Consider the following 21,847-nt stretch of genomic DNA (forward strand, 5'->3'; position numbering starts at 1 on the left):
GGATTTTAGCGGGGAAGGCCCGGGCCCGCCGGGGAAAGCGGCCGCGCGAGCCTCTGGGCACGCCTGCTTGCTAGAATTTGTGCCGCCAACCTCATGCCGCCAGGCGCCCGCCGGGCCGGATTGTGATGCAGAAACCGTAATGCAGAAACGTACGAGATGGATCGGGATTGTCTTGGCTTTGGTCATCGCCGGTTTGCCGATGTCGCTGCTGATATTCGTCTTGGACGACGATCCGTACGCCGCGGCCGATAAGGGCGAATCGTATCGGGCCAGCATCTATAAGCGCTATCAGGGCGTGGTCTACGCCGCCGTGCCCAGCAACGGCTATTACCCGATAGATGAGGCGGATCCGGCAAGTTTTCAGCAGTTCGACACCCCGGTCTACGACGGCCGCCAGGCGGCAAAGGACGCCCGTCACGTGTATTGCGGCAACCGGATACTGCCGGGCATGTCGCCGGCATCCACGCAATACCTGGGCAATAGTTATTTCAGTGATGGGTCGATGACCTATTACTGCTCGCTGTTCTCGGTGGTGAACCCCGACTTGAGCCCGGTCGAAGAGGTCTGGCAAACGATCCTCTTCGGGCTGGGGCGCGGCGCGAAACCGCAGAACTACCTGTACCCCTTTGCCGCGTTGCCGGCCAGCGCGCAGCCGTACCGGGCGCTGTTGGACCGTGACCTGGCGACCGATGGCGCAAAGGTGTTCTACCGCGGCAGCGAAGTCCCGCAGGCGAATCCGGACACGTTGCGGCGTCTGCCTGCGTCTCGTGACGGCAGGGCGCTACTAAGCGATGACTTCTTTGGTGACGGGCGCCGAGTCTATTTCCATGAGTCGTTGCTGCCCCTGTCGGATGATCCGGGGCTCCGTGCATTCAAGGTGGGGGACCTGGATCGCGAGCCGTATCTCTACGACCCGCGCGACGGCATGGTGTACGTGGGTACCCACGCTTTTGACGCGGCGCACGCGCCGTACCGGCTGCTTAGCGAGGACGGCCAGCACGTGAACCAGGCGCTGTTTGCCGGCCGCGACGGCATCTATTTCTATAACGGCCAAAAGCGGCGAATGGAGCGGGCCGGCGATGACCCTTTCGCCTCTGGCGGGTTTACCGCGTTGTCGCCCTTCGTGTTCTGGGACGGCAAGCAGGTGCTGTTTTTGAAGGGGGCGGAATCCTGGAGTTCGTCCCGGGGCGGCGGTGGGCTGATTTCCCGTTCGACGCTGATCAAGCGCTTGAAGGACGCGCCGGGCGGCGAATGGAAGAAGCTGGGCGACGTCTATCACCAGTTCGGTTCGGTCTGGCAGAACGGCGACCAGCGCTACTACCTTGATCAGACGGGCAGCAGCCAACTGGTCTTCAGCCCCATTTACCGGATCATGGATCGCGAAACGGCGGATTTCCTGCTGCGCTCGCAACAGACCTTCGATATCAGGATGGACGATATCCGCAAGCTGATCCGGGGCGGAAAGCTGGTGGCGCCGGCCAGCGACGAGGTGCTGGAGGCAAAGGTCCGGTATCGGGGGTTTCTGTCGTGGTTCTGACCCGTCTTGAAAACTTCCCGATAGCCCCCACAACAGTAGGGTTTCCGGGATGCCACGCACGGTTGCCGCCCCGGAATGCGATTCCCATTCGTCCCTAATTTTTTCGACCTTCACGTAAAACTATGAGCCAAACCGCCACGTCTTCCACGCCCGAAACCCTGGGGTTCCAGGCCGAGGTGAAGCAGCTGCTGCACCTGATGATCCATTCGCTGTACAGCAACAAGGAAATCTTCCTGCGCGAGCTGGTGTCGAACGCGTCGGACGCTTGCGACAAGCTGCGATTTGAAGCCATCGACCAGCCCGAGCTGCTGGAAGGCAATGGCGAGCTGGCCATCACCGTCAGCTACGACAAGGCCGCGCGCACCATCACGATCTCGGACAACGGGATCGGCCTGTCGCGCGACGAAGCCGTGGCCAACCTGGGCACGATCGCGCGTTCCGGCACGCGGGAATTCTTTTCCCAACTGACGGGCGACAAGCAGAAAGACGCGCAGCTGATCGGCCAGTTCGGCGTGGGCTTTTATTCGTCGTTCATCGTGGCGGACAAGGTCACGGTGGTCAGCCGCCGCGCCGGCGCCACGGACGCGATCCAGTGGGAATCGGACGGCCAGGGCGAATTCACGATTGCCGCCGCCGAGAAGGCCTCGCGCGGCACGGACGTGACGCTGCACCTGCGCGCCGACGAAGACGAATTGCTGAACGGCTGGAAGCTGCGCGAGATCCAGCGCCGCTACTCCGACCACATCTCCTTGCCGATCCGCATGGCCAAGGAAGATTGGGACCAGGAGAAGGGCGAACAGGTCAAGACCGACGAACTGGAAACGGTGAACCAGGCGAACGCGCTGTGGGCCCGCAGCAAGTCGGACGTGACGGAAGAGCAGTACCGCGAGTTCTACAAGACGGTGTCGCACGACTACGACGCGCCGCTGGCCTGGACGCACAACCGCGTGGAAGGCCGCAGCGAATACACGCAACTGCTGTATGTGCCCAAGCATGCCCCGATGGACATGTGGGACCGCGACGGCCGCCATGGCGTGAAGCTGTACGTGAAGCGCGTCTTCATCATGGACGACGCCGACCAGCTGTTGCCGTCGTACCTGCGCTTTGTGCGTGGCGTGATCGATTCCGCCGACCTGCCGTTGAACGTGTCGCGCGAAATCCTCCAGGAAAGCCGCGACGTGCGCGCCATCCGCGAAGGCTCGGCCAAGCGCATCCTGTCGCTGCTGGAAGACCTGGCCGAGAACAAGCCGGAAGACTACGCCACGTTCTGGTCAGAGTTCGGCCAGGTGCTGAAGGAAGGCGCGGGCGAAGACTCGGGCAACCTGGAGCGCATCGCCAAGCTGATGCGTTTCGCCTCCACGCATTCGGGCGATCAGGCGCAGACGGTGTCGTTCGCCGACTACGTGTCGCGCATGAAGGAAGGCCAGGACAAGATCTACTACGTGACGGCGGACACGTTCGCCGCGGCCAGCAACAGCCCGCATCTGGAAATCTTCCGCAAGAAGGGCATCGAAGTGCTGCTGCTGTCGGACCGCGTGGACGAGTGGATGCTGTCCTACCTGCGCGAATTCGACGGCAAGTCGCTGGTGTCGGTGGCCAAGGGCGGCCTGGACCTGGCCGAACTGGCCGACGAAGAAGAAAAGAAGCATCAGGCCGAAGTGGCCGAAGACTTCAAGCCCTTGGTCGAGCGTCTGCAAAAGACGCTGGAAGACCAGGTCAAGGAAGTGCGCGTGACCTTGCGCCTGGTGGATTCGCCGGCGTGCGTGGTGGTGGGCCAGAACGAACTCAGCCCGCACCTGCTGCGCATGCTGAAGGCCGCCGGCCAGGAAGCCCCGAACGTGAAGCCGGTGCTGGAAATCAACCCGGAACACCCGCTGCTGGCGCGCATCCGTGCGGCTGACGACGGCGAGTTCGACCAATGGGCGCGTCTGCTGCTGGATCAGGCCTTGCTGGCCGAAGGCGCGCAGATCGCGGATCCGGCCGCGTTTGTGAAGCGCTTGAACGCGCTGCTGCTGAAGTAAGCGGTACGCGGAGTGAAGAGAAAGGCGCCTGCGAGGGCGCCTTTTTTGTTTGCGCCGCGAATAAAATATTCCCGATCGGTAATTTTTAATGCATAGGTCCCATGGATTATAGAAATATTACCGATCGGGAATATTTTATAGAATTAAATCGCTACCCAGTAAAAACTTCCCGATCGGTAATTATTTTTGGTTTTTACCTCGAAAGCGGCATAAACTTACCGAACGGTAATTCAGGAGAATCCCATGTCCCCGCAAGACCCATCCGATGGCATTCCGGCGATGCCCATGGCGATCCACTCTTCGGTCGAATTGGGCGAACTGGTGAAGGCGGTGCGGCGTTCGCAAGGTTTGCTGCAAACCGACCTGGCCGGCCTGTCTGGCACGGGCAACCGTTTCGTGGTGGATCTGGAGCACGGCAAACCGACCCTGCAATTGCAGAAGGTGCTGGACATGCTGGATCTGCTGGGTCTTGAAGTGCAGGTGGCGCCCAAGCCCGCGAGCCTGGCATGACCGTCGCCGACGCCCTGGACCTATATCAGGCGGACCGCAAAGTCGGCCGCTTGTTCGACGAGCGGCCGTTGCGGTTTGTCTACGACGATGCGTGGTTGAACTTGCGCGGCGCGCGTGCCATCTCGCCAGCAATTCCGCTGAACGGAGAGAATCACGCGGGTGATGCCGTACATGCCTTCTTCGAAAATCTGCTGCCCGAAGGGCATGTCCGCAAGTTTTTGCAGATCAGCTGCCACGCGACGACGGTATTCGGCTTGCTGCGCAGCGTAGGGGGCGATACCGCCAGCGGACTGACGATACTGCCGCAAGGCGAACGGCCGGCTCCTCCCCATTACAGGCCTTCGACATGGCAGGAGGTGGCGGCGCGTTTGCGCAACGCAGCGGTGCCGGCGCTGGTGGCCGAGAACGCCGAAGGCGCGCGCATATCGCTGGCAGGCGCGCAAGACAAGTTGCTGTTGATGGTGGCGCCGGACGGCGCGCCCGCTCTGCCTGAAGGCGCGGCGCCGTCCTCGCACATCCTGAAGCCGGATATACAGGGCCTGGACGGCGTGTGGGCGTCTGCGTTGAATGAAACCCTGGTGATGCAGTTGGCAGACAAGCTAGGGCTGGGTGTGGCAGAAGCCCGCTATCAACCCGACACGCGCGCGTGCCTGATCAAGCGCTATGACCGTTTGCCCGACGGCAAAGGCAGCCTGTTGCGCTTGCATCAATTGGATTTGTGTCAATTGGCGGGCACACCGTCCGATGTGAAGTACGAGGCGGACGGCGGACCGTCGCTGGCGGACTGTCGCAAGCTGCTGAAAGCCATGAGCGTCGGCGGGGCGGATTTGAAGCGGTTCCTGCAATGGGTGGTTTTCAATCTCTGCGTGGGCAATAACGATAGCCATGCCAAGAATTTGTCGGTGCTGCAGTCCAGCGACGGGCGTTACCGGTTGGCGCCGTTCTACGACTTGATGTGCACGGCGATGTATCCGGGCCTGGCCAAGAACTTCGCATTCTCGATCGGCGGGGAAATGAAGCCCGGCAGCATCGGGCCGGCGCAACTTGAGGCAATGGCCAAGGGCCTGGGCTTCAATCCGCGCTATGTCATGGCGGTGGCGAGGGCGTTGATGGCCGAGCTGCCGGCTGCATTGACCCAGGTGCAATCCGCGCTGCTGGCGCAAGCTGCCGCCGGCACCGAGCGTACATTGATTGAACGCCTGGGCCAGTGGATCACGTCGAACACCGGCAAACACGCTAAACGGTGGGAATAAGCACCGCGTCCAGGGCCAGCGCACCGTCGCCTTCCGGCAAGGCCAGCAGCGGGTTGATCTCTGCCGAGCTGAAGTCGTTGCGCCGTGAATAGGCGAAGCGCGACAGCGCGACCAGCGCGTCGGCCAGCGCGTCGATATCGCAAGGCTTTGTGCCGCGCGCGCCTTGCAGTAGCGCATAGCCTTTGATTTCGCGGATCATCGAGAGCGCTTGCTGGCGGCCGAAGGGGGCCAGGCGGAAGCTGACGTCTTTCAGCACTTCCACGAATACGCCGCCCAACCCGAACATGACGACGGGCCCGAACACGGGGTCGCAGTGCACGCCGGCAATGCATTCCACGCCCTTCTTCGCCATGGGGGCGACCAGCACGCCGTCGATGCGCGCGTCGGGGCGATGGGCACGGACGCTGTCCAGGATGGCGGCGTAGGCGCCACGCACGGCGTCCTCGCCGGACAGGCCCAGCTTCACGCCGCCGACGTCGCTCTTGTGCAGGATGTCGGGCGACACCACTTTCATCACGACCGGGCCGCCAAGGCGGGTGGCAGCGCGCACGGCGCTGTTCGCGTCTTCGGCCAGCGTGCACTCGGGCACGGGCAGGCCGGCCTGGCGCAACACGTCCATCGCCTGCACTTCGTTGTAGGACGCGAGCTTCGGGGCGGTCGAGGAAGCGGTGGGGAAGGTTTGATCTGGGTCGGCGTCTGCCTGGCCCGCCAGGCCCGCCACCGCGCCGATCGTCCGGATCGCGGCGCTGGGATCCGTGAACACCAGCGTGCCCAGGCGTTCGAGTTCGCGGCGGCGCTCGGGCGGGAACAGCGCGCTGATGGCCAACGGCACGTCCGGCCGGCGGGCGTGCATTTCGCGGGCGAAGGTTTCAAAGGTGGGCCACAGGGCGTCGGACGACCCCGCCGCGGCCAGGAAGACTGCCAGCGCGTCGTAGCGGCCGTCGGCCAGCATGTCTTCGGCGGTGGCCAGCAGCAGGCCGGGTTCGGACACCACCTGGCCGGTGACGTCCACCGGGTTGCGGCCGCTGGCGAACGGCACCTTTTCCAGCAATCTGGCCTGGGCGTCCGCGGCGGGTTCGGGCAGCGACAGGCCGGCGTCTTCGGCGTCGTCCGCCATCAGGGCGCCGACCCCGCCGGATATCGTGAAGATGCCCAGGCGTTTGCCTTGGGGCAAGCGCTTCCAGGTGTCCAGCGCGTAGCCCAGGTTGAAGAATTCTTCGATGGTGCGGGCGCGCACCGCGCCATATTGGCGAAACAGCGCGTCGTAGACGGCGTCGTCGCCCGCCAGCGCCGCGGTGTGCGAGGCGGCGGCTTGCGCGCCGGCCTGGGTGCGGCCGATCTTGGTGACGACGACGGGCTTGCCGGCCTCGCGCGCGGCGGACAGGGCGCGGCGCAGCTTGGCGCCGTCGCGGCAGCCTTCCATATACGTCATGATGACCCGCGTGTCGTCATCGCGGGCCAGCCATTCGATGCAGTCCGCCACGTCGATATCGGCCTCGTTGCCGGTGCTGATCCAGTGCGACAGCCCTAAGCCGCGGTCGCGCGCCATGCAGTAGGCATAGGCGCCGAAGGCGCCGCTTTGCGACACCATGCCGATGCCGCCCGGGGCGACGGTGCCGTTGGCGGGGGCGGGCGAGAACGTGGCGTAGATGTTGCGCCGGATGTTCATGAAGCCCAGGCAATTGGGGCCCAGCAGCCGGATGCCGCGTTCGCGCGCGATGGCGCACAACTGTTCCTGCATCGCGGCGCCGGATGCGCCGGTTTCCGAGAAGCCCGACGTGAACACCACCGCGCCACCGACCTGGCCCGGACGCGCCCGCTCCAGCGCCTGCGCGGCGTGCGCCGCCGGCACCGCCAGGATGACCAGATCGGCCTCGGTGTCCAGCGCGGTTAGATCAGGCGCCGCGGGCAAGCCCTGGATGGATTCCGCGCGCGGGTTGATGGGCAGGATGCGGCCGTCGTAACCATGCTGGCGCAGCAGGCTGACCGGCATGGCGCCGATTTTTCCGGGCGTGGCGGAGGCGCCCACGATGGCGATGCTGCGCGGGTTGAACAGGCGGGTCAACGAGGAATCGGAATGCTGGGTCATGGTCTGTGCGATGGAGATGTCGGGAAACGCGATCAGGAATGCGCTTAGGAAAAGCGCACGACGCTGCGGCCGGTGCTGCCGCGTTCAAGCATCGCGGGCAAGGCCTGCGGCAAGTCGCGGGGTTCGATCACGCGCGAGGCAAGCGCCAAGCGCAACGGGCGGTAGTCGGTGGCCAACTTCTGCCACAGCGCGCGGCGCAACGGCATCGGGCTGTTGGCGTTGATGCCCAGCAGCTTGACGCCGCGCAGGATGAACGGGATGACCGAGGCGGGCAGCTCCGCGCCGCCCGCGTTGCCGAAGGCGGCGACGACGCCGTCGGGCCGCACGCAGGCCAAGGCGTGGGCCAACAGCTTGCCGCCGACGGAGTCGATGACGCCGGCCCAGCGTGCGCTCATCAGCGGCTTGAGCGGGCCGGACAGGTCGGGCGGCGCGATGACGTCCGCGGCGCCCAGTGACCGCAAATAATCGGCGGCTTCGGGCTTGCCGGACATGGCGCAGACCGTGTAGCCGCGCTGGCTGAGAATGTCGATGGCAATGCCCGCCACACCGCCGGTGGCGCCCGTCACCAGCACTTCGCCTTGTTCGGGCGTCAACCCGCAGTGCTCCATCCAGTGCAGCGACAAGGCGGCGGTGTAGCCGGCCGCGCCCAGCACGGCGGCGTCGCGCAAGCTGATGCCGTTCGGCAAGGGCAACACCCAATCGTGCGGCACGCGCGCGTACTCCGCGTAGCCGCCGTCGCAATCCACGCCGATGCCAAAGCCATGCACCACGACCTCTTGCCCGGGCGCAAGCGCCGGGTCGGCGGAATGGACGACGGTGCCGGAGAGGTCGATGCCGCCGATGCGCGGATACTCGCGGATGACGTTGCCGCGTCCGGCCTGGGCCAGCGCGTCCTTGTAGTTCAGGCCGGCGTAGGCCACCTTGATCAACGTGTCGCCGGCGGACAGCTGGTCCGCCGTCAGCGTGTCGAAGCGGCCTTGCGGCGCTTCGCCGGCTTGGCCGGCATGCAAGCGGTAAGCCTGGAATTCGGGGATGGACATCAGGGTCTCCAAGAGGCGGTCAGGCGCGCGCCAGCAGGCGGCGCGCCAGCGTGGCGCGATGCAGTTCGTTGGCGCCGTCGTAGATGCGGAAAGGGCGCATTTCCTGCCAGACCATGGCCACGGGTGTATCGTCCGACAGCCCCGACGCGCCCATCATCTGCACGGCGCGGTCGGCCACTCGGTTCACGGCTTCGGACACGAACACCTTCGTCATGGCGCTGTGCTGTTTCACGGGCAGCCCTTCGTCCATGCGCCGCGCGCAGTCCAGCGTCATCAGGCGGCTGGCGTGCAGGTCGATGTGCGAGTCGGCGACCATGGCCTGGATCTGCTGCAGGTCGGCCAGCCGCGCGCCGAAGGATTCACGCCGTGCGACGTAGGCCTGCGCGGTTTCCAGCGCGCGGCCGGCACGGCCGATGTAGCGCATGCAATGCGACAGGCGTGCGGGTTCGAGCCGCAACTGGGCATATTCCAGGCCCCGGCCGGGTTCGCCCAGCACGGCGTCGTCGCCCACTTCGCAGCCGTCCAATTCGATCTCGGCATGGCCGCCGATCTGGTAGACCGTGACCATGCCGATATCGCGCACGACGCGATAGCCCGGGGTGTTGGCGGGCACCACGAACAGCGTGACGCCCGCGTCCGTCTGCGCCAGCACCAGCGCGAAGTCCGCGCCCACGCCGCCGCTGATGAACTGCTTGTGCCCATTCAGCACCCAGCGCTGGCCGCGCCGTTCGGCGCGGGTGCGCAGCATCGACGGATCGGAACCCGCGCCCGGCGCCGGTTCGGTCATGGCGAAGCAGGCGCGCTGTTCCGCACGCACCAGGGGCTGCAGGAAGCGCTCTTGCTGGGCGGGCGTACCCAGGCGCAGCAAAGTCAGCATGTTGGGCTGGTCGGGTGCGGCGCAGTTCAGCGCAGCCGGGCCCAGGAACCCGCGTCCCGCCTCTTCAAGCACGTGGGCAAGGGCTTGCCAGCCCAGACCCAACCCGCCCCATTCGGCGGGCAGCTGCGGGGCGTACAGGCCGGCCTGGCGGGCCTGGACGCGCAGGCGCGCCACGCAACGGTCCAAGGCGGCCACGTCACGGGCGATGGCGGGGGACTCCGCGGGGATGGCGATGTCGTCCACGAACTGGCGCACGCGGGCGCACAGGTCTTGCTGCGCGGTGTCGCCGCGGAGTTGCTCTTCGGGTCGCATGGGGGCTACTCCTCGATCTTCACGCCGGCCTGATGGACCACGGCGCGCCATTTTTCGGTCTCGGCGGCGATATGCCGGCCGAACGCGTCCGGCGTGCCGCCGACGGCTTGCATGCCCAGCCCGGCGAAATAGCGGCGCACTTCGGGATCCGCCAGCACGGCATTGATCTGGCTGTTCAACAGGCCGATGGCGGTGGACGGGGTGCCGGCAGGCGCCATCACGCCCCACCAGGACGAGGCGATCAGGGGCACGCCCAATTCCGTCAGCGTGGGCACGTCGGGCAGTTCCGGGTTGCGTGCCGCCGCGGCGATGGCGACGGGCCGCAGGCGGCCGGCCTGCACCTGCGCATAGACCGGCGCCAGGTTGTCGAAGCTCAATTGCACCTGTCCGCCGACCAGCGCCGTCGCGGCTTCGCTGCTGCCCTTGTACGGGATGTGCCGCAACGGGATGCCGGTCTGATGGGCGAATTGCTCGCCGGCCAGATGCGGGATGCTGCCGGTGCCCGCCGTCGCGAAGGTCAGCCCTTGCTGCTGGGTGGCGGCGAGCTTGAGCGCGTCCAGGCTGCGGATGGGGCTGGCGGCCGGCAGCAGCAGATAGACCGGCACGTCGGTGGCCCACACGACCGGCGTCAGGCGCTTTTGCGCGTCGTACGGCAGTTTTTTGTAGAGCACGCTGTTGGTGGCGAGATTGGCGGTGCCCATCAACAAGGTATAGCCGTCGGGGGCGGCCGAGGCCACATAGGCCGTGCCGATCTGCGTGGCGCCGCCGGGCTTGTTCTCGACCACGATGGTCTGGCCGATCAGCGGCGCCAGCTTGCGGGCGATCATGCGGGCGGCGGTGTCGGTGCCGCCGCCCGCGGCGTAAGGCACGATCAGCCGGATAGGCTTGTCCGGGTAGGCCGCGGTGGCGGCCAGGGGCGCTCCGGCCACGCCGATCAGCGCAGCGGCGCACAGGGCGCGCAGCATGGTGGCGAATGGATGCATGGCGATCTCCGTCCCGCGCTATTGGATCTTGGTGCCGGTGGATTGCACCAGCTTGCCCCACCACACGGTTTCGTCCGCGATCTGTTTGGCGAACTCGGCCGGGGAACTGCCTAGCGGTTCGGCGCCCAGTTCCTGGAAGCGGGTCCGCAGTTGCGGATCCTGCAAGGCCTTGACCACGGCGGCGTGCAGGCGGTCGACGACGGCAGGCGGGGTGCCGACCGGCGCCATCAGGCCTTTCCAGGCCATCACCACGAATCCGGGCTGGCCGGCTTCCTCGAAGGTCGGGATGTTGGGCGCCGCGGAGGCGCGCTGGTCGCTGGGCACGGCCAGGGCGCGGATGGTGCCCGCCTTCACCTGCGGCAACAGCGCCGGCATGTTGTCGATCATGAAGTCTATATGGCCGGCCACCAGATCGGTGACGGCGGGGCCAGTGCCTTTGTAGGGCACATGCTCGGCTTGCAGGCCGGCCTTTTGCTTGAGCAGTTCGCCAGCCAATTGCGCGGGCGATCCGTTGCCCGGCGAGCCGAAAGAGAGCTTGCCGGGATTGGCGCGGGCGTACTGCAAAAATTCCTGCAGCGTCGTGGCGGGTAGGGACTTCGTCACCACCATCAGGTTGTGTTCTTTTTCGATGCAGGTGATGGCCGTCAGGTCTTTGGCCGGGTTGAACGGCATGTTGGCGTACAGGCTGGGGTTGATGACCGTGGGACCGGCCGCGGCCAGCAGCAGCGTGTAGCCGTCGGGGGCGGACCGGGCGACGAAGTCGCCGCCGATGTTGCCGCCGGCGCCGGGCCTGTTCTCGACGATGACGGGCTGGCCCAGGATCGGGTGCAGCGCTTCGGCCAGCAAGCGCCCCAGGATGTCGGTGGAGCCGCCGGGGGCGAACGGGATGATCAGCCGGACGGGCTTGTCGGGGTAGGCGGCCGCGGCTTGTGGCGCCACGGCCGAGAATGCCAGCGCGGCCGCCGTGGCGGCGATCCATTTGGGCAGGTGCTTATGCAGCATGTCAGTCTCTCCTTTGGTTCAAAGCCCGCTTCTTCGAGCGGGCCCGATGGGCCGCTGGCTTCTACTGGCCGCGGTCCCGGGGTTCGCCCAGGCCTAGCGGCCGGGCGTGTAGCCCGCCTGGGTCAGCGTATGGCGGGCGATGGTCAGTTGATGGATCTGGCTGGTGCCTTCGTACAGGCGGAACAGGCGCACGTCGCGGTAGAAGCGTTCAATGCCCTGGTCGGCGATATAGCCGTAGCCGCCATGCATCTGCACGCAGCGGTCCGCCACGCGGCCGCACATTTCCGACGCGAAGTATTTGCAGATCGAGGCGTTTCCCGTCACGTCCTGGCCGGCGTCGCGTTCGCGCGCGGTCTGCAGCACCAGCGCCAGCGCGGCCTGGATTTCCGTCTGACAATCGGCCAGCATCGCCTGGATCAATTGGAAGTCCATCAGCGGTTTGCCGAACTGCTGGCGCTCGGCCACGAACCGCATGGTGTCGTCCAGCATGCGGATGGCCGGGCCGATGCACAGCGCGGCCAGATGGATGCGTTGCTTGTTCAGGACTTTCATGGCGGTCTTGAAGCCCATGCCTTCCTGGCCGCCGATGATGTTGGCGGCGGGCACGCGGCAGTCTTCGAAATGCACGGTCGATACGGGCGACCCGGCCTGGCCCATCTTGTCGTAGGGCTGGCCGGTGGACAGTCCGGGCGTGCCGCGCTCCACGATGAAGGCTGAGATCCCCTTGGCGCCCGGGGCGTCCGCATCGGTGCGCGCCATGACGGTGAACAGGCCCGCCAGCGGCGCGTTGGTGATGAAGCACTTTTCGCCGTTCAGCACAAAGCTGTCGCCGTCGCGCATGGCAGTCGTGCGCAAGGCGGTGGCGTCCGAGCCCGCGTGGGGTTCGGTCAAGGCGAAGCAGCCGGTGAGTTCGCCGGACGCCATCCGGGGCAGGTAGCGCGCTTTCTGCTGCTCGGTGCCGTCGGCCACCAGGGCTTCGGAACCGATGCCGGTATTGGTGCCGACCCGGGCGCGGAACGCCACGGAACATTGGGACAGCTCGATCGCGGCGCGGATCAGTTCTTCGGTGCTCATGCCGGCGCCGCCGTAGGCTTCGGGGATCGAGTAGCCGAACATGCCCTGGCCGGCCATGGCGCGCACCAGATCGTCCGGCACCTCGTCCAGCCTGGCCACCTCGGCTTCGCGCGGGACCAGCTGTTCGCGGACAAAGCGGCGCAGCGAATCGATAAAGGCGGGAAAGCCGTCGGGGTCCCTGATCATGAAGTGTCTCCGTTTTTCTAGGTGCCGTGCCTGCCGGGCGGCGTGGGCCGGTCCGGGGCGACTGGGAATCCAGGCTAGCAAAGCCTCGCCGAATCCGAGACAAGTGTTTTGCTATCTTGAACGTGCGGCGGGCCGTAACTGCCGGCCTTGCTCTATCATCGGCGGCAAGGGCCCGCGCAGTCGCCGCGGCGCCGACTTCCGGATTGCGACGATGACCACGCCCCTGGGCGGCCGCCACCCCGATCCCGCATTCGCCACCACGCTGGCGCACGGCCTGTCGCTCTTGCAGACCTTCCGGCATGGCGAACCGGCGCTCAGCAACCGCGAATTGGCGGACCGCACCGGGCTGTCCAAAGCGACCGTCTCGCGGCTGACCTATACGCTGGTCCAGCGCGGCCTGCTGCGGTACGACAGCAGCCTGCGCCGCTACCGGCTGGGCACGGCCCTGCTGTCGCTCAGCTACCCGCTGCTGGCCAGCATCAAGCTGCGGCAGCTGGCGCGGCCGCTGATGACGCGCCTGGCGAATGCGGCGGGCGGATCGGCGTCGCTGGGCATGCACCACGGCATGCACATGGTGTACTTGGAGACATGCCGCGGCCATGACGCCGTGGCGTTCCGGCCCGATATCGGGGCCATGCTGCCCATGCTGCCATCCGCCATGGGGCGCGCCTGGCTGGCGCAGGCCGATGCGGCTGAATCCGATGCGCTGCTTGCCGCGTTGCGCGCGCAGGATCCGGCGGCGTGGCAGCGGAACGTCGCCGGATGGGAGCAGGCGCGCCACGACTACGCGCAGCATGGCTATTGCCTGGGTGAAGGCGATTGGCACACCGACGTGCACGCCGTGGCGGTGCCGATGCGCCGGCGCGTGGACGGGCAGGTGTTCGTGTTCAATTGCGGCGTGCCGCTGCGGCGGCTGCGGGGCCGCGACCTGCGCCAGCGCATCGCCCCGCGCTTGCTGAACCTGGTGGCCCGGGTGGAAAAAATGCTGGAGCGCCAGGATGGCGCCTGATCGCGACCGCGACTTCGCCACCACGCTGGCGCACGGCATCGACATCCTGGCGTGCTTCCGGGCGGACCGCCCCGAGCTGGCCAACAAGGACTTCGCGCAGCAGACCGGCCTGTCCAAGAGCGCCGTGGCGCGCTTGACCCACACGCTGGTGGAATTGGGCTTCTTGCAGCGGTCGGGGCCGCCTGCGCGGTACCGGCTGGGCGCGTCCGTGCTGGCGCTGAGCTACCCCTTGTTGGCCAGCATGCACATCCGCCAGCTGGCGCGGCCGCTGATGAAGCAGCTGGCCGACCACGCCCGGGGCGCGGTGTCGCTGGTGGTGCGCGACCGGCTGCATATGGTGTTCGTGGAAACCGCCCGGTCCAACGACGCGCTGCAGACCCGCCCGGACATCGGCGGGTCGTTGCCGCTGTTGGCCAGCGCGGCCGGCAAGGCCTGGCTGTGCCGGGCGCCCGACACCGAGCGGGCGGCCGTGCTGAACCAGCTGCGCGTGGCCGATGCCGGCTACTACGCGCAACACTTCCCCAGCCTGGAGGCCGCCGGCCACGATCTGGAGCGCAAAGGCTATTGCGGCAACAACATGCAGTGGCGCCCCGACGCCTTCGGGTTTGCGGCGCCACTGTGCCGGCCCTATCAATCGCTGTTGTACGTGTTCAATTGCGGGGTGCCCTCTGGCGACGGCCCGTATCGGGCGCGCGCGGCCGACATCGGTCCCCGGCTGGTGGCCCTGGCTCGGGAAACGGAGCAGTTGCTGGGGCTGGTCTAGCCGGATTCGTGACCCCAAGTCAAAAGTGTTTGGCCTTCAGACGGCTTTTTCCGCAAGGATCCGGCGGTCATACTGCACGCCTGTCTTCCAGAAGTGCCCCCAAGGAATCCGCATGAACCCGCAAGAAACCCAACCGGTGAAGGCCGGCCTGCCGTTATTGGCGCTCGCCGTCGGTGCATTCGGTATCGGCGTGACCGAGTTCTCCCCCATGGGCCTGCTGCCCGTCATCGCCAAGGGCGTGGACGTGTCCATCCCCAGCGCCGGCATGCTGATCAGCGCCTACGCGATCGGCGTGATGGTCGGCGCGCCGCTCATGACGCTGGCGTTTTCGCGCTGGTCGCGGCGCAAGGCGCTGATCCTGCTGATGGCCATCTTCACCATCGGCAATATCCTGTCCGCTCTGTCCCCGAATTACACGACGCTGCTGCTGGCGCGTCTGGTCACCAGCTTGAACCACGGGGCGTTCTTCGGCCTGGGCTCGCTGGTGGCGGCCAGCGTGGTGCCGCGCCACAAGCAGGCAAGCGCGGTGGCGACCATGTTCATGGGGCTGACCATCGCCAACGTGGGCGGCGTGCCCGCCGCGACGTGGCTGGGCCAGGTGATCGGCTGGCGCATGTCGTTTGCCGCCACCGCCGTGCTGGGGCTGGTCGCCATGCTGTCGTTGTGGTTCGCGCTGCCTGCCGGCGAGGCCGGACGCCGTCCCAACGTGCGCCATGAACTGGCCGTGCTGAAGAGCCCCGTCGTGCTGCTGGCGCTGCTGACGACCGTGCTGGGCGCGGGCGCCATGTTCACGCTGTACACCTACATCGCGCCGACTTTGGCCGACATCACCGGCGCGTCGCCCGCCTTCATTACCGGCATGCTGGTGCTGATCGGCCTGGGCTTCACGTTGGGCAACGGCCTGGGCGGCCGCATGGCCGACCGTTCGCTGGATGGCACGCTGATCACGTTCCTGGTGATTGTCATCATCGACTTGCTGGCGTTCCCGTGGATCGGGGCCACCCCGGTCGGCGCGGCCGTTTCGCTGCTGATCTTCGGCGTGGCGACCTTCGCGGTGGTGCCGCCGTTGCAGATGGGCGTGATGCGCGCCGCGACGGATGCGCCGGGCCTGGCGTCGTCGGTGAACGTGGGCGCCTTCAACCTGGGCAACGCGGTGGGCGCCGCGGCGGGCGGCGCGGTGATTTCGGCGGGCATGGGCTATGCCGCCGTGCCGATCGCCGGTGCGATCATCGCCATGGCCGGCCTGGCCCTGGTGCTGGTGCAACGCGCCGCCAACCAGCGCCGCAGGCTGGCGGTGCAGGCCTGCTAAGTCCTGCGCAGAGCGCCGGCCCGGGTCGACCGGGCCGGCTTTTTTTTCGTCTAGAAATCGAACGACGCCGCCAGCTCGTAGGTGCGCCCCGGCGCCACCAGGACCTGGCTTGCGTCGCGTCCGCCGTAGTAGGCATACAGCTTGTCGGTCAGGTTGCGCACGCGGAAGGTCAGCAGCGCGGGCCGGATCCGGTAGCTGACGGCTGCGTCCACCGTGGTGTAGCCGTTGATGCGGATCTGGTTGGCGCGGTCGGTAAAGATCTTGCCGGTGTGGTTCAAGCCGACGAAGAGATTCATCGGAACGTCCTGGAAGCGGTAGCTGGCGTAAAGGTTGGCGATGCGTTCGGGCACATTTGGCGGGGTGTTGCCGATGCGCGACGCGCCGTCGCTTTCAATCAACGAATCGTAGCGGGCGTTCAGCATGGCGACGTTGCCCGACAGCGTGAGCTGCGGCGTGACGCGCCAGCCGGCCGACAACTCCACGCCGCGCGAAGATTGCTTGCCGTTGTTCACCGTCAGGGCGGCGTTGTCGGGATCGCGCGACAGCACGTTGTCCAGCGTGATGTGATAGATGGCCGCGGTCCATTCCACGTTGTCCAGGCTTTGCTTGAAGCCCATTTCCCATTGCTCGCCCTTGGACAAGGGGAAGCTCGCACTCGACTGCGACAAGAGGAATAGCGAACCCACGGGCAGCGTGGCGTTGGTGTACTGCGCGTAGACCGAGGACGAGGGCGTCAGGTCCACTACCGAGCCCAAGCGCGCGGAACTGGCGGAATAGCGGGTGCCGAATTCGCTGCGCGTGCCGGCGTTCAGGTCGGTCACGCTGCGGTCCACGCGGATGCGGTCGTACCGGTACCCGGCCACGACGGTCCAAGGGTCGGCAAGCTTGAGCGAGTCTTCCAAGAACAGCGCGGCGCCGCGCACGTCGGTCGAGAAATCGGTGCGGTTGCCGGCGCCGCTCATCAAGGCGGGGTCGTCGTTGTAATAGCCCACGTCAGGCTGGCGCAGCGACACGCGCAGCGCGTCGCCCGTGGCCACCGTCCGGTTGGAGAAGCGCCGTTCGCTGTCCAGGCGCGTCTTGCTGAGCTCCCCCCCGATCACGAACTTGTTCTGCAGGCCGGCGATCTGGCCGGTGTGGGTGGCGTCGAAACGGTCGATCATGTAGCGCTGGTCGTGGGTGATCGTGGTCTGATCGCGGTCGATCCACGACGGCGCGCGGAACACCGCGGATTCCGAGTTCTTCCACAGGCGGTCGACCTTGTTCACCGCGAATTCGTTGCGCAGGCTCCAGGCAGCGCTCAGGTTGTGGGTGACGCGCGCCCGCAGCCAGTAGGATTCCGCTTCGTTCTTGTCGTCCAGCACGTTGTAGTTGTTGCGTACCAGGTCCCGGTCAAGCACGCGGCCGTCGGGCGTGCTGACGACGCCGGTGGGCGACGTGGCCACGCTGCGGGGAACCAGCGGCGTGCCCCAGTACGCGTGGCCCGTGTCGCGGGAATAGTCGAATGACAGGTCCACGCGGGTGGCGGGCGCCACGTCGAAGGCGACCCCCGTGGTCAGGTGGTCGAGCTTGTTGGTGTTGCGTTCGATGGTGCCGATCTGGGTCTGGTTATGGCTGTAGTCGATACGGTAGGCGCCGGTCTCGCCGAAATTGTCGCCCAGGCCGATGCCGGTGCGCGTGGTGCCGTAGCTGCCGTAAGACACCATCGCTTCGCGTCCGGGGTTGTCGCGGTCGGGGCGCTTGGTCTGGAAGTTGACGATGCCGCCGATCGCGCTGTCGCCCTGCAGGACGGATGCCGGACCTTTCAGCACTTCGATGCGCTCGTAGTTCCAGGTGTCCTGGACGCGGTTGGTGGAACCGGCGCCCGACATGCGCAGGCCGTCGTACAGGTACAGAAGGTCGGTGAAGCCGCGCGAAGACAGCGTGGTGGGTGACGAAGGCAGGCCGCCGCCGGCCATGCCGGTCACCCCGCGCAACGCTTCGCTCAGCGTGCTGGCACCGCGCTGGCGCATCGCCGCTTGCGAGACGATTTCCACGGACGCCGGCGTTTCACGCAACGTCAGGCCCAGACGCGATGCCGTGCCGCTCTTGGCGTTCAGGCTCAGCCCCTCGGTTTCGCTGGCGGCCTCGACGCGGATGGCCGGCAGCTCTTTTTCATCCTCTTGGGCCTGAACGGCAGGCACGGCTGCGCACGCCGCGATGGCGGCGGCGGATACGACTTTCCTCATGATCTTTCCTGATGGACTTGATGAGTAATGGGTAAACGTTGGGCGTCAGACGACGCGGTAACGGCGCAACCGCCAAGCCGCAAGGCCAAGCAGGATCAGCGTAGGGGCCAGCAGTTGCAGAAGGGCGCGCAACGCTTGCGCGCGGACATCCCTGCGGTCTTCCTCTTGCCAATGGAATGCGGGCATCGCCGGAAAATCCGCCGCGGTGATGGCGCGTCCGTGTTCGATGCGGGGCAGGAAGAACGCTTTCCAGGCGCGGTGATAGGTGTCGATCTGCGCCATGAAATGCGCGTGCCGGCGCTGCCCCGTGCCCGCCAGCGCGGTGATGCCTTCATAGGCCACGGCTGCGGGGGACAAGACGCTGTAGCGCGCCACCAGCGCCTGTTGGCGCGTGAGCTGGGCCTCGAAGCGCGCCAGCTCCGGCGCCATGGTGTCGTCCACCTGGCGTTCGACTCGGGCCTGGCCCAGGGGGCGGCCGCTGATGTGGATGCGGCCGTCGCGTGGCAGCAGGGTGTCGGGCGTGTCCATGTGTTCGTAGTCGGCCGACAGCAGTGCCGCGTTGTCGTGCATCGCTTGTGCGGTAGCGACCCGGGTGCGCGTGGCCAATTCAGCACGCGACGGCGCGGGGCTCGCGAACGCCGCTGCGATGTTCAGCAGCACTGGGGTCACCAGCACCAGCGCAACCCATCCCACCATCAGCACCATGGCGTTGGCCGCCGACGACTTGCCGAAGGCGTTGACCGCGACCACCGCGGCAAACCAGAACAGCGCATACGCGGCCACCAGCAGCACCCACCAGAGGGTCGCGTCCGACGCCTGCAACGCCTGCGGGCGCGCGATCAGCAACACGGCAAGCGGCGTCAGCACGGCCGCGCCCAGCAGCACGCCCGCGCGCACTGCGATCTTGCCCGCGATCAGCGTGGCTAGCGTCAGCGGTTGCGACAGCAGCAGCCGTAGCGTGCCGTCTTCCCTTTCGCCGGACAGCAGGTTGTAGCCCAGCGCGAAAATCAGCAGCGGCAGCAGATAGACCACCACGAACGCCAGGTCGAAATGCCCGCTGAGCAGATGCCAGGGATTTTCGATGTCGTTGTTGTGGATGAAGTTGACCTTGCTTTGGTAGGTCACCCGGAACTGGGACGGGAACAGGTCGGTCTGCCCCAGCGCCACCGGCGCCATGGCCACGCTGGGCATCATGGCGTAGTGTGCGCCCAGGCCGCCGCCCATGTTGGCGGGGCTGGCAGGGTTGCCGAACGGCGTGGGCGTTTCGGCGCCGGCCCTGATGCGGTTCAGTTGCGCCAGCTGTTCGCCGCGCGCCTGCGCATCGGCGCTTGCCAACGCCGCCTGCGCGTTGTCGCGCAGCGAGGTCTGCAGCAGGCCGTTGAAGACCGCGTAACCGACCAGCAGCAGGAACAGGCCGCCGGCGATCCACAACAGGCGTTCTTTGGCCATCAAGCGAAGTTCGTGCCGAACGATCAACCGGAAGCGGGGAAACTGGAATGCGTGCACCGGGGGGCTCCTACAGGGGTTGCTGCCGGACGACGGCGCGCCATGCGAACGCGATGCTCAGCAGCAGGCCGGCGCACAGCATCAGCAAGCCCATGGCGCCGTGCCGCAGCGCCCAGCCGGCCGGGGGCGTCTGGTACTGGAATTCAGGCACGCGCGCCCAAAGCTCGGGGCTGGCCTGATACGAAAAATGCGCGTGCTCCTGCGTGTCGGCGTGCTGCACCAGGTCTTGGCTGACGATGTCCTGGATGACGCGCCGCTGGTGTTCGGCGGCCACGGTGAAGTCCCGGTGGTGCGCGAAATCGGTGCCGGCCATGGCGGCCGAGAACGCGCGGATCGCCAGCATGGGCATCAGCCATCCCGCGCTTTCCTGCACGGTCTGCTGCCGTTCCCAGGTGTCCCACAGGCCACCGAAATGGCGGTCGTACGCGGCGTAGCTGGACTCGTCGTCCAGCTTCAGCGCCAGGCCCCATTTGTTCAGGGGCACGTCGCGGCTCCAGCGCTCGGTGGTGCCGAAGGCCTGCATCCACACGCGGTCGGACGTGGCTTTCAGGTCGCTGTTCAGCGCCTGGTTGAATTCCAGCCGCGTCGGGCTGGGGTACAGCGCGCGTGACAGTTCCGCCATCACGCGCGGCGCCACGACGGTGTTGGCGATCCAGACGGCCAGCAAAAGCGTGATGGCGATGCGGGAAGAACGCGCCGCCGCCGACACGCCCAGGGTGATGAAGACGAAGGCCGCCAGATACAGCGCATAGCCGGACGCGAGCGCGGCAAGCCGCCACAGCGCATCGGCGCGCCCGCCCGCGATCCAGACGGCCCCCACGGCGACCAGCGCCGCCGGCGCCAGCAGCAACGCAAGGCTGATGCCCAGCGCGGCGGCCTTGCCCCACAACAAGCGCCAGGGCGCGACGCCCAGGCTCAGCGTCTGGCGCAGGATGCCCTGTTCGCGTTCGCCCGAGAAGGCGTTGAATCCCAGCACGATCACCAGCAGCGGTCCCAGCGCCTGCAGGATCCACGCGGCCGACAGGTCGCCGAAACGCTGCAGCCCCGTGGCGTCTTGCGCCGGCCGGAACTTGACCTCGCTTTGCCGGTGGGCCTGCAGCCACACCGTGCTGCCGATGTAGGGATTGATGCCGGGGTCCAGCAACGACAGCGCCGCCTCCGGCTTGAAGACATGCATGCCCTGGTGCGCCGCGTCGTGCGGATGGCGCGCGCCCTGGCGCAGCCAGTCGCGGTAGTCGGCATTCTGCGCGGCAGCCTGTTCGGCGCGCGCGTCCTGCTGGTGCGAATAGCCCACGGCCAGCGCCGTCAGCAGCAGCAGGGCGACGATGCCGCCCGCCCAGTACAGCCGGCCGTCGCGCAGGCGTTCGCGCAGATCCTTGACGGCGATCAGCAGGATCATGCGTCGGCCCTCATATGGTCCAGATACAAGGCCTGCAGGTCCGTGCCGGCGATCTGCCGGCTATCCAGGCTGTCGACCAGGCGGCCGCGCTTCATGATGCCGACGCGGGTCGCCGTCTGGCGGGCGTGGAACAGGTCGTGCGTGGTGGCCAGGATCGCCACGCCGGATTCGCTGGCCCGTTGCAGCAAGCGGGTGAACTCGGCCGCCGCCGACGGATCCAGCCCCGAGGTGGGCTCGTCCAGCAGCAAGGCGCGGGCGTTCTTGGCCAGCGCCACGGCGATCCAGACCTTCTGGCGCATGCCTTTTGAATACGCTGCGACGCGCTTGTCCGCCGCGGCGGCGTCCAGCCCCACTTCGTCCATCAACGCCGTCAGCCGTTCGCGCGGCGGGGCGTGCCCCAAGGCCAGCGCGGCGAAGTAGCGCAGGTTCTCCAGCCCGGTCAGCGTGCCGTACAGGTTCACCTGTTCCGGGATGTAGGCCACGTGCTGCTTGGTGGCCAGGGGCTCGCGCACCACGTCCAGTCCATGGATCAACGCCTGCCCGCCGTCGGGCGCGATGAAGTTCAGGAACAGGTTGATGGTGGTGGTCTTGCCGGCGCCGTTGGCGCCGAGCAGGCAATAGATCTCGCCCGGTTCGATGCGCAGATCCAGCGGATGCAGCGCGATCTGGTCGCCGTAGCGTTTGGTCAGGCCGATGGCTTCAAGCACTGCGGGTCCTTCGTGGATACAAAAAATCATTAGTGATACGTTATA

The 21,847-nt window shown here is 66.8% G+C and carries 17 protein-coding genes; 7 read left to right on the forward strand and 10 right to left on the reverse strand.

What is annotated here, in order from left to right:
• From A9973_RS14590 to A9973_RS14605, 4 genes are all read left to right on the forward strand, one after another.
• The coding region (locus A9973_RS14590) for a DKNYY domain-containing protein (RefSeq protein WP_255469161.1) at positions 1-1,537 on the forward strand (1,537 nt) is incomplete at its 5' end.
• Between the two features lie 122 nt (positions 1,538-1,659).
• The gene (htpG, locus tag A9973_RS14595) at positions 1,660-3,558 is read left to right on the forward strand and encodes a molecular chaperone HtpG (protein ID WP_183014468.1); all 1,899 of its coding nucleotides are present in this window, start codon (positions 1,660-1,662) and stop codon (positions 3,556-3,558) included.
• Between the two features lie 243 nt (positions 3,559-3,801).
• Positions 3,802-4,068 carry a helix-turn-helix transcriptional regulator gene (locus A9973_RS14600; RefSeq protein ID WP_183014469.1) on the forward strand — a complete coding sequence of 89 codons (267 nt, stop codon included), beginning with the start codon at positions 3,802-3,804 and terminating at the stop codon, positions 4,066-4,068.
• Complete coding sequence (locus A9973_RS14605) at positions 4,065-5,321, forward strand: type II toxin-antitoxin system HipA family toxin (RefSeq protein ID WP_183014470.1); 1,257 nt, start codon at positions 4,065-4,067, stop codon at positions 5,319-5,321. The genes A9973_RS14600 and A9973_RS14605 overlap by 4 nt, the downstream gene beginning before the upstream one ends.
• On the opposite strand, the gene A9973_RS14610 is transcribed toward A9973_RS14605, so the two are convergent.
• The 6 genes from A9973_RS14610 to A9973_RS14635 form a co-directional block, all read right to left on the reverse strand.
• Positions 5,305-7,410 (reverse strand): acetate--CoA ligase family protein, encoded by a 2,106-nt coding sequence (locus A9973_RS14610; protein ID WP_183014471.1) that lies wholly within the window; start codon positions 7,408-7,410, stop codon positions 5,305-5,307. The genes A9973_RS14605 and A9973_RS14610 overlap by 17 nt on opposite strands.
• Before the next feature lie 44 nt (positions 7,411-7,454).
• Positions 7,455-8,450, reverse strand: coding sequence for an acryloyl-CoA reductase (locus tag A9973_RS14615; protein ID WP_183014472.1), 996 nt, complete (start codon positions 8,448-8,450; stop codon positions 7,455-7,457).
• A gap of 19 nt (positions 8,451-8,469) precedes the next feature.
• Positions 8,470-9,639 carry an acyl-CoA dehydrogenase family protein gene (locus tag A9973_RS14620; RefSeq protein ID WP_183014473.1) on the reverse strand — a complete coding sequence of 390 codons (1,170 nt, stop codon included), beginning with the start codon at positions 9,637-9,639 and terminating at the stop codon, positions 8,470-8,472.
• Positions 9,640-9,644: 5 nt separating this feature from the next.
• The gene (locus A9973_RS14625; RefSeq protein WP_183014474.1) at positions 9,645-10,622 is read right to left on the reverse strand and encodes a tripartite tricarboxylate transporter substrate binding protein; all 978 of its coding nucleotides are present in this window, start codon (positions 10,620-10,622) and stop codon (positions 9,645-9,647) included.
• Positions 10,623-10,640: 18 nt separating this feature from the next.
• The gene (locus A9973_RS14630; protein ID WP_183014475.1) at positions 10,641-11,624 is read right to left on the reverse strand and encodes a tripartite tricarboxylate transporter substrate binding protein; all 984 of its coding nucleotides are present in this window, start codon (positions 11,622-11,624) and stop codon (positions 10,641-10,643) included.
• A gap of 93 nt (positions 11,625-11,717) precedes the next feature.
• Positions 11,718-12,884: an acyl-CoA dehydrogenase family protein gene (locus A9973_RS14635; RefSeq protein ID WP_183014476.1), complete on the reverse strand. Its 1,167-nt coding sequence runs from the start codon at positions 12,882-12,884 to the stop codon at positions 11,718-11,720.
• A 211-nt stretch (positions 12,885-13,095) separates the two neighbouring features.
• Here A9973_RS14635 and A9973_RS14640 point away from each other — a divergent pair, with 211 nt between their 5' ends.
• From A9973_RS14640 to A9973_RS14650, 3 genes are all read left to right on the forward strand, one after another.
• On the forward strand, positions 13,096-13,893 hold the full coding sequence (locus A9973_RS14640; RefSeq protein ID WP_183014477.1) for an IclR family transcriptional regulator: 798 nt from the start codon (positions 13,096-13,098) through the stop codon (positions 13,891-13,893).
• Complete coding sequence (locus A9973_RS14645; protein ID WP_183014478.1) at positions 13,883-14,656, forward strand: IclR family transcriptional regulator; 774 nt, start codon at positions 13,883-13,885, stop codon at positions 14,654-14,656. Before A9973_RS14640 ends, A9973_RS14645 begins: the two co-directional genes overlap by 11 nt.
• A 112-nt stretch (positions 14,657-14,768) precedes the next feature.
• Positions 14,769-15,965 carry an MFS transporter gene (locus A9973_RS14650; protein ID WP_183014479.1) on the forward strand — a complete coding sequence of 399 codons (1,197 nt, stop codon included), beginning with the start codon at positions 14,769-14,771 and terminating at the stop codon, positions 15,963-15,965.
• A 50-nt stretch (positions 15,966-16,015) separates the two neighbouring features.
• Here the strand turns inward: A9973_RS14650 and A9973_RS14655 are convergent, their stop codons facing one another.
• Genes A9973_RS14655 through A9973_RS14670 form a run of 4 tightly spaced genes read right to left on the reverse strand, consistent with a single transcriptional unit; the run spans position 16,016 to position 21,802 of the window.
• A complete protein-coding gene (locus A9973_RS14655) occupies positions 16,016-18,190 on the reverse strand; it encodes a TonB-dependent siderophore receptor (RefSeq protein ID WP_183014480.1) in 2,175 nt (724 codons plus the stop codon).
• Positions 18,191-18,235: 45 nt separating this feature from the next.
• On the reverse strand, positions 18,236-19,696 hold the full coding sequence (locus A9973_RS14660; protein WP_183014481.1) for an ABC transporter permease subunit: 1,461 nt from the start codon (positions 19,694-19,696) through the stop codon (positions 18,236-18,238).
• Positions 19,697-19,706: 10 nt separating this feature from the next.
• Complete coding sequence (locus A9973_RS14665) at positions 19,707-21,095, reverse strand: ABC transporter permease subunit (RefSeq protein ID WP_183014482.1); 1,389 nt, start codon at positions 21,093-21,095, stop codon at positions 19,707-19,709.
• Positions 21,092-21,802 (reverse strand): ABC transporter ATP-binding protein, encoded by a 711-nt coding sequence (locus A9973_RS14670; protein ID WP_183014483.1) that lies wholly within the window; start codon positions 21,800-21,802, stop codon positions 21,092-21,094. Before A9973_RS14670 ends, A9973_RS14665 begins: the two co-directional genes overlap by 4 nt.
• Positions 21,803-21,847: the final 45 nt, after the last annotated feature.

This window comes from Achromobacter sp. UMC46, from assembly GCF_014170335.1.
GTDB lineage: Bacteria > Pseudomonadota > Gammaproteobacteria > Burkholderiales > Burkholderiaceae_B > Achromobacter.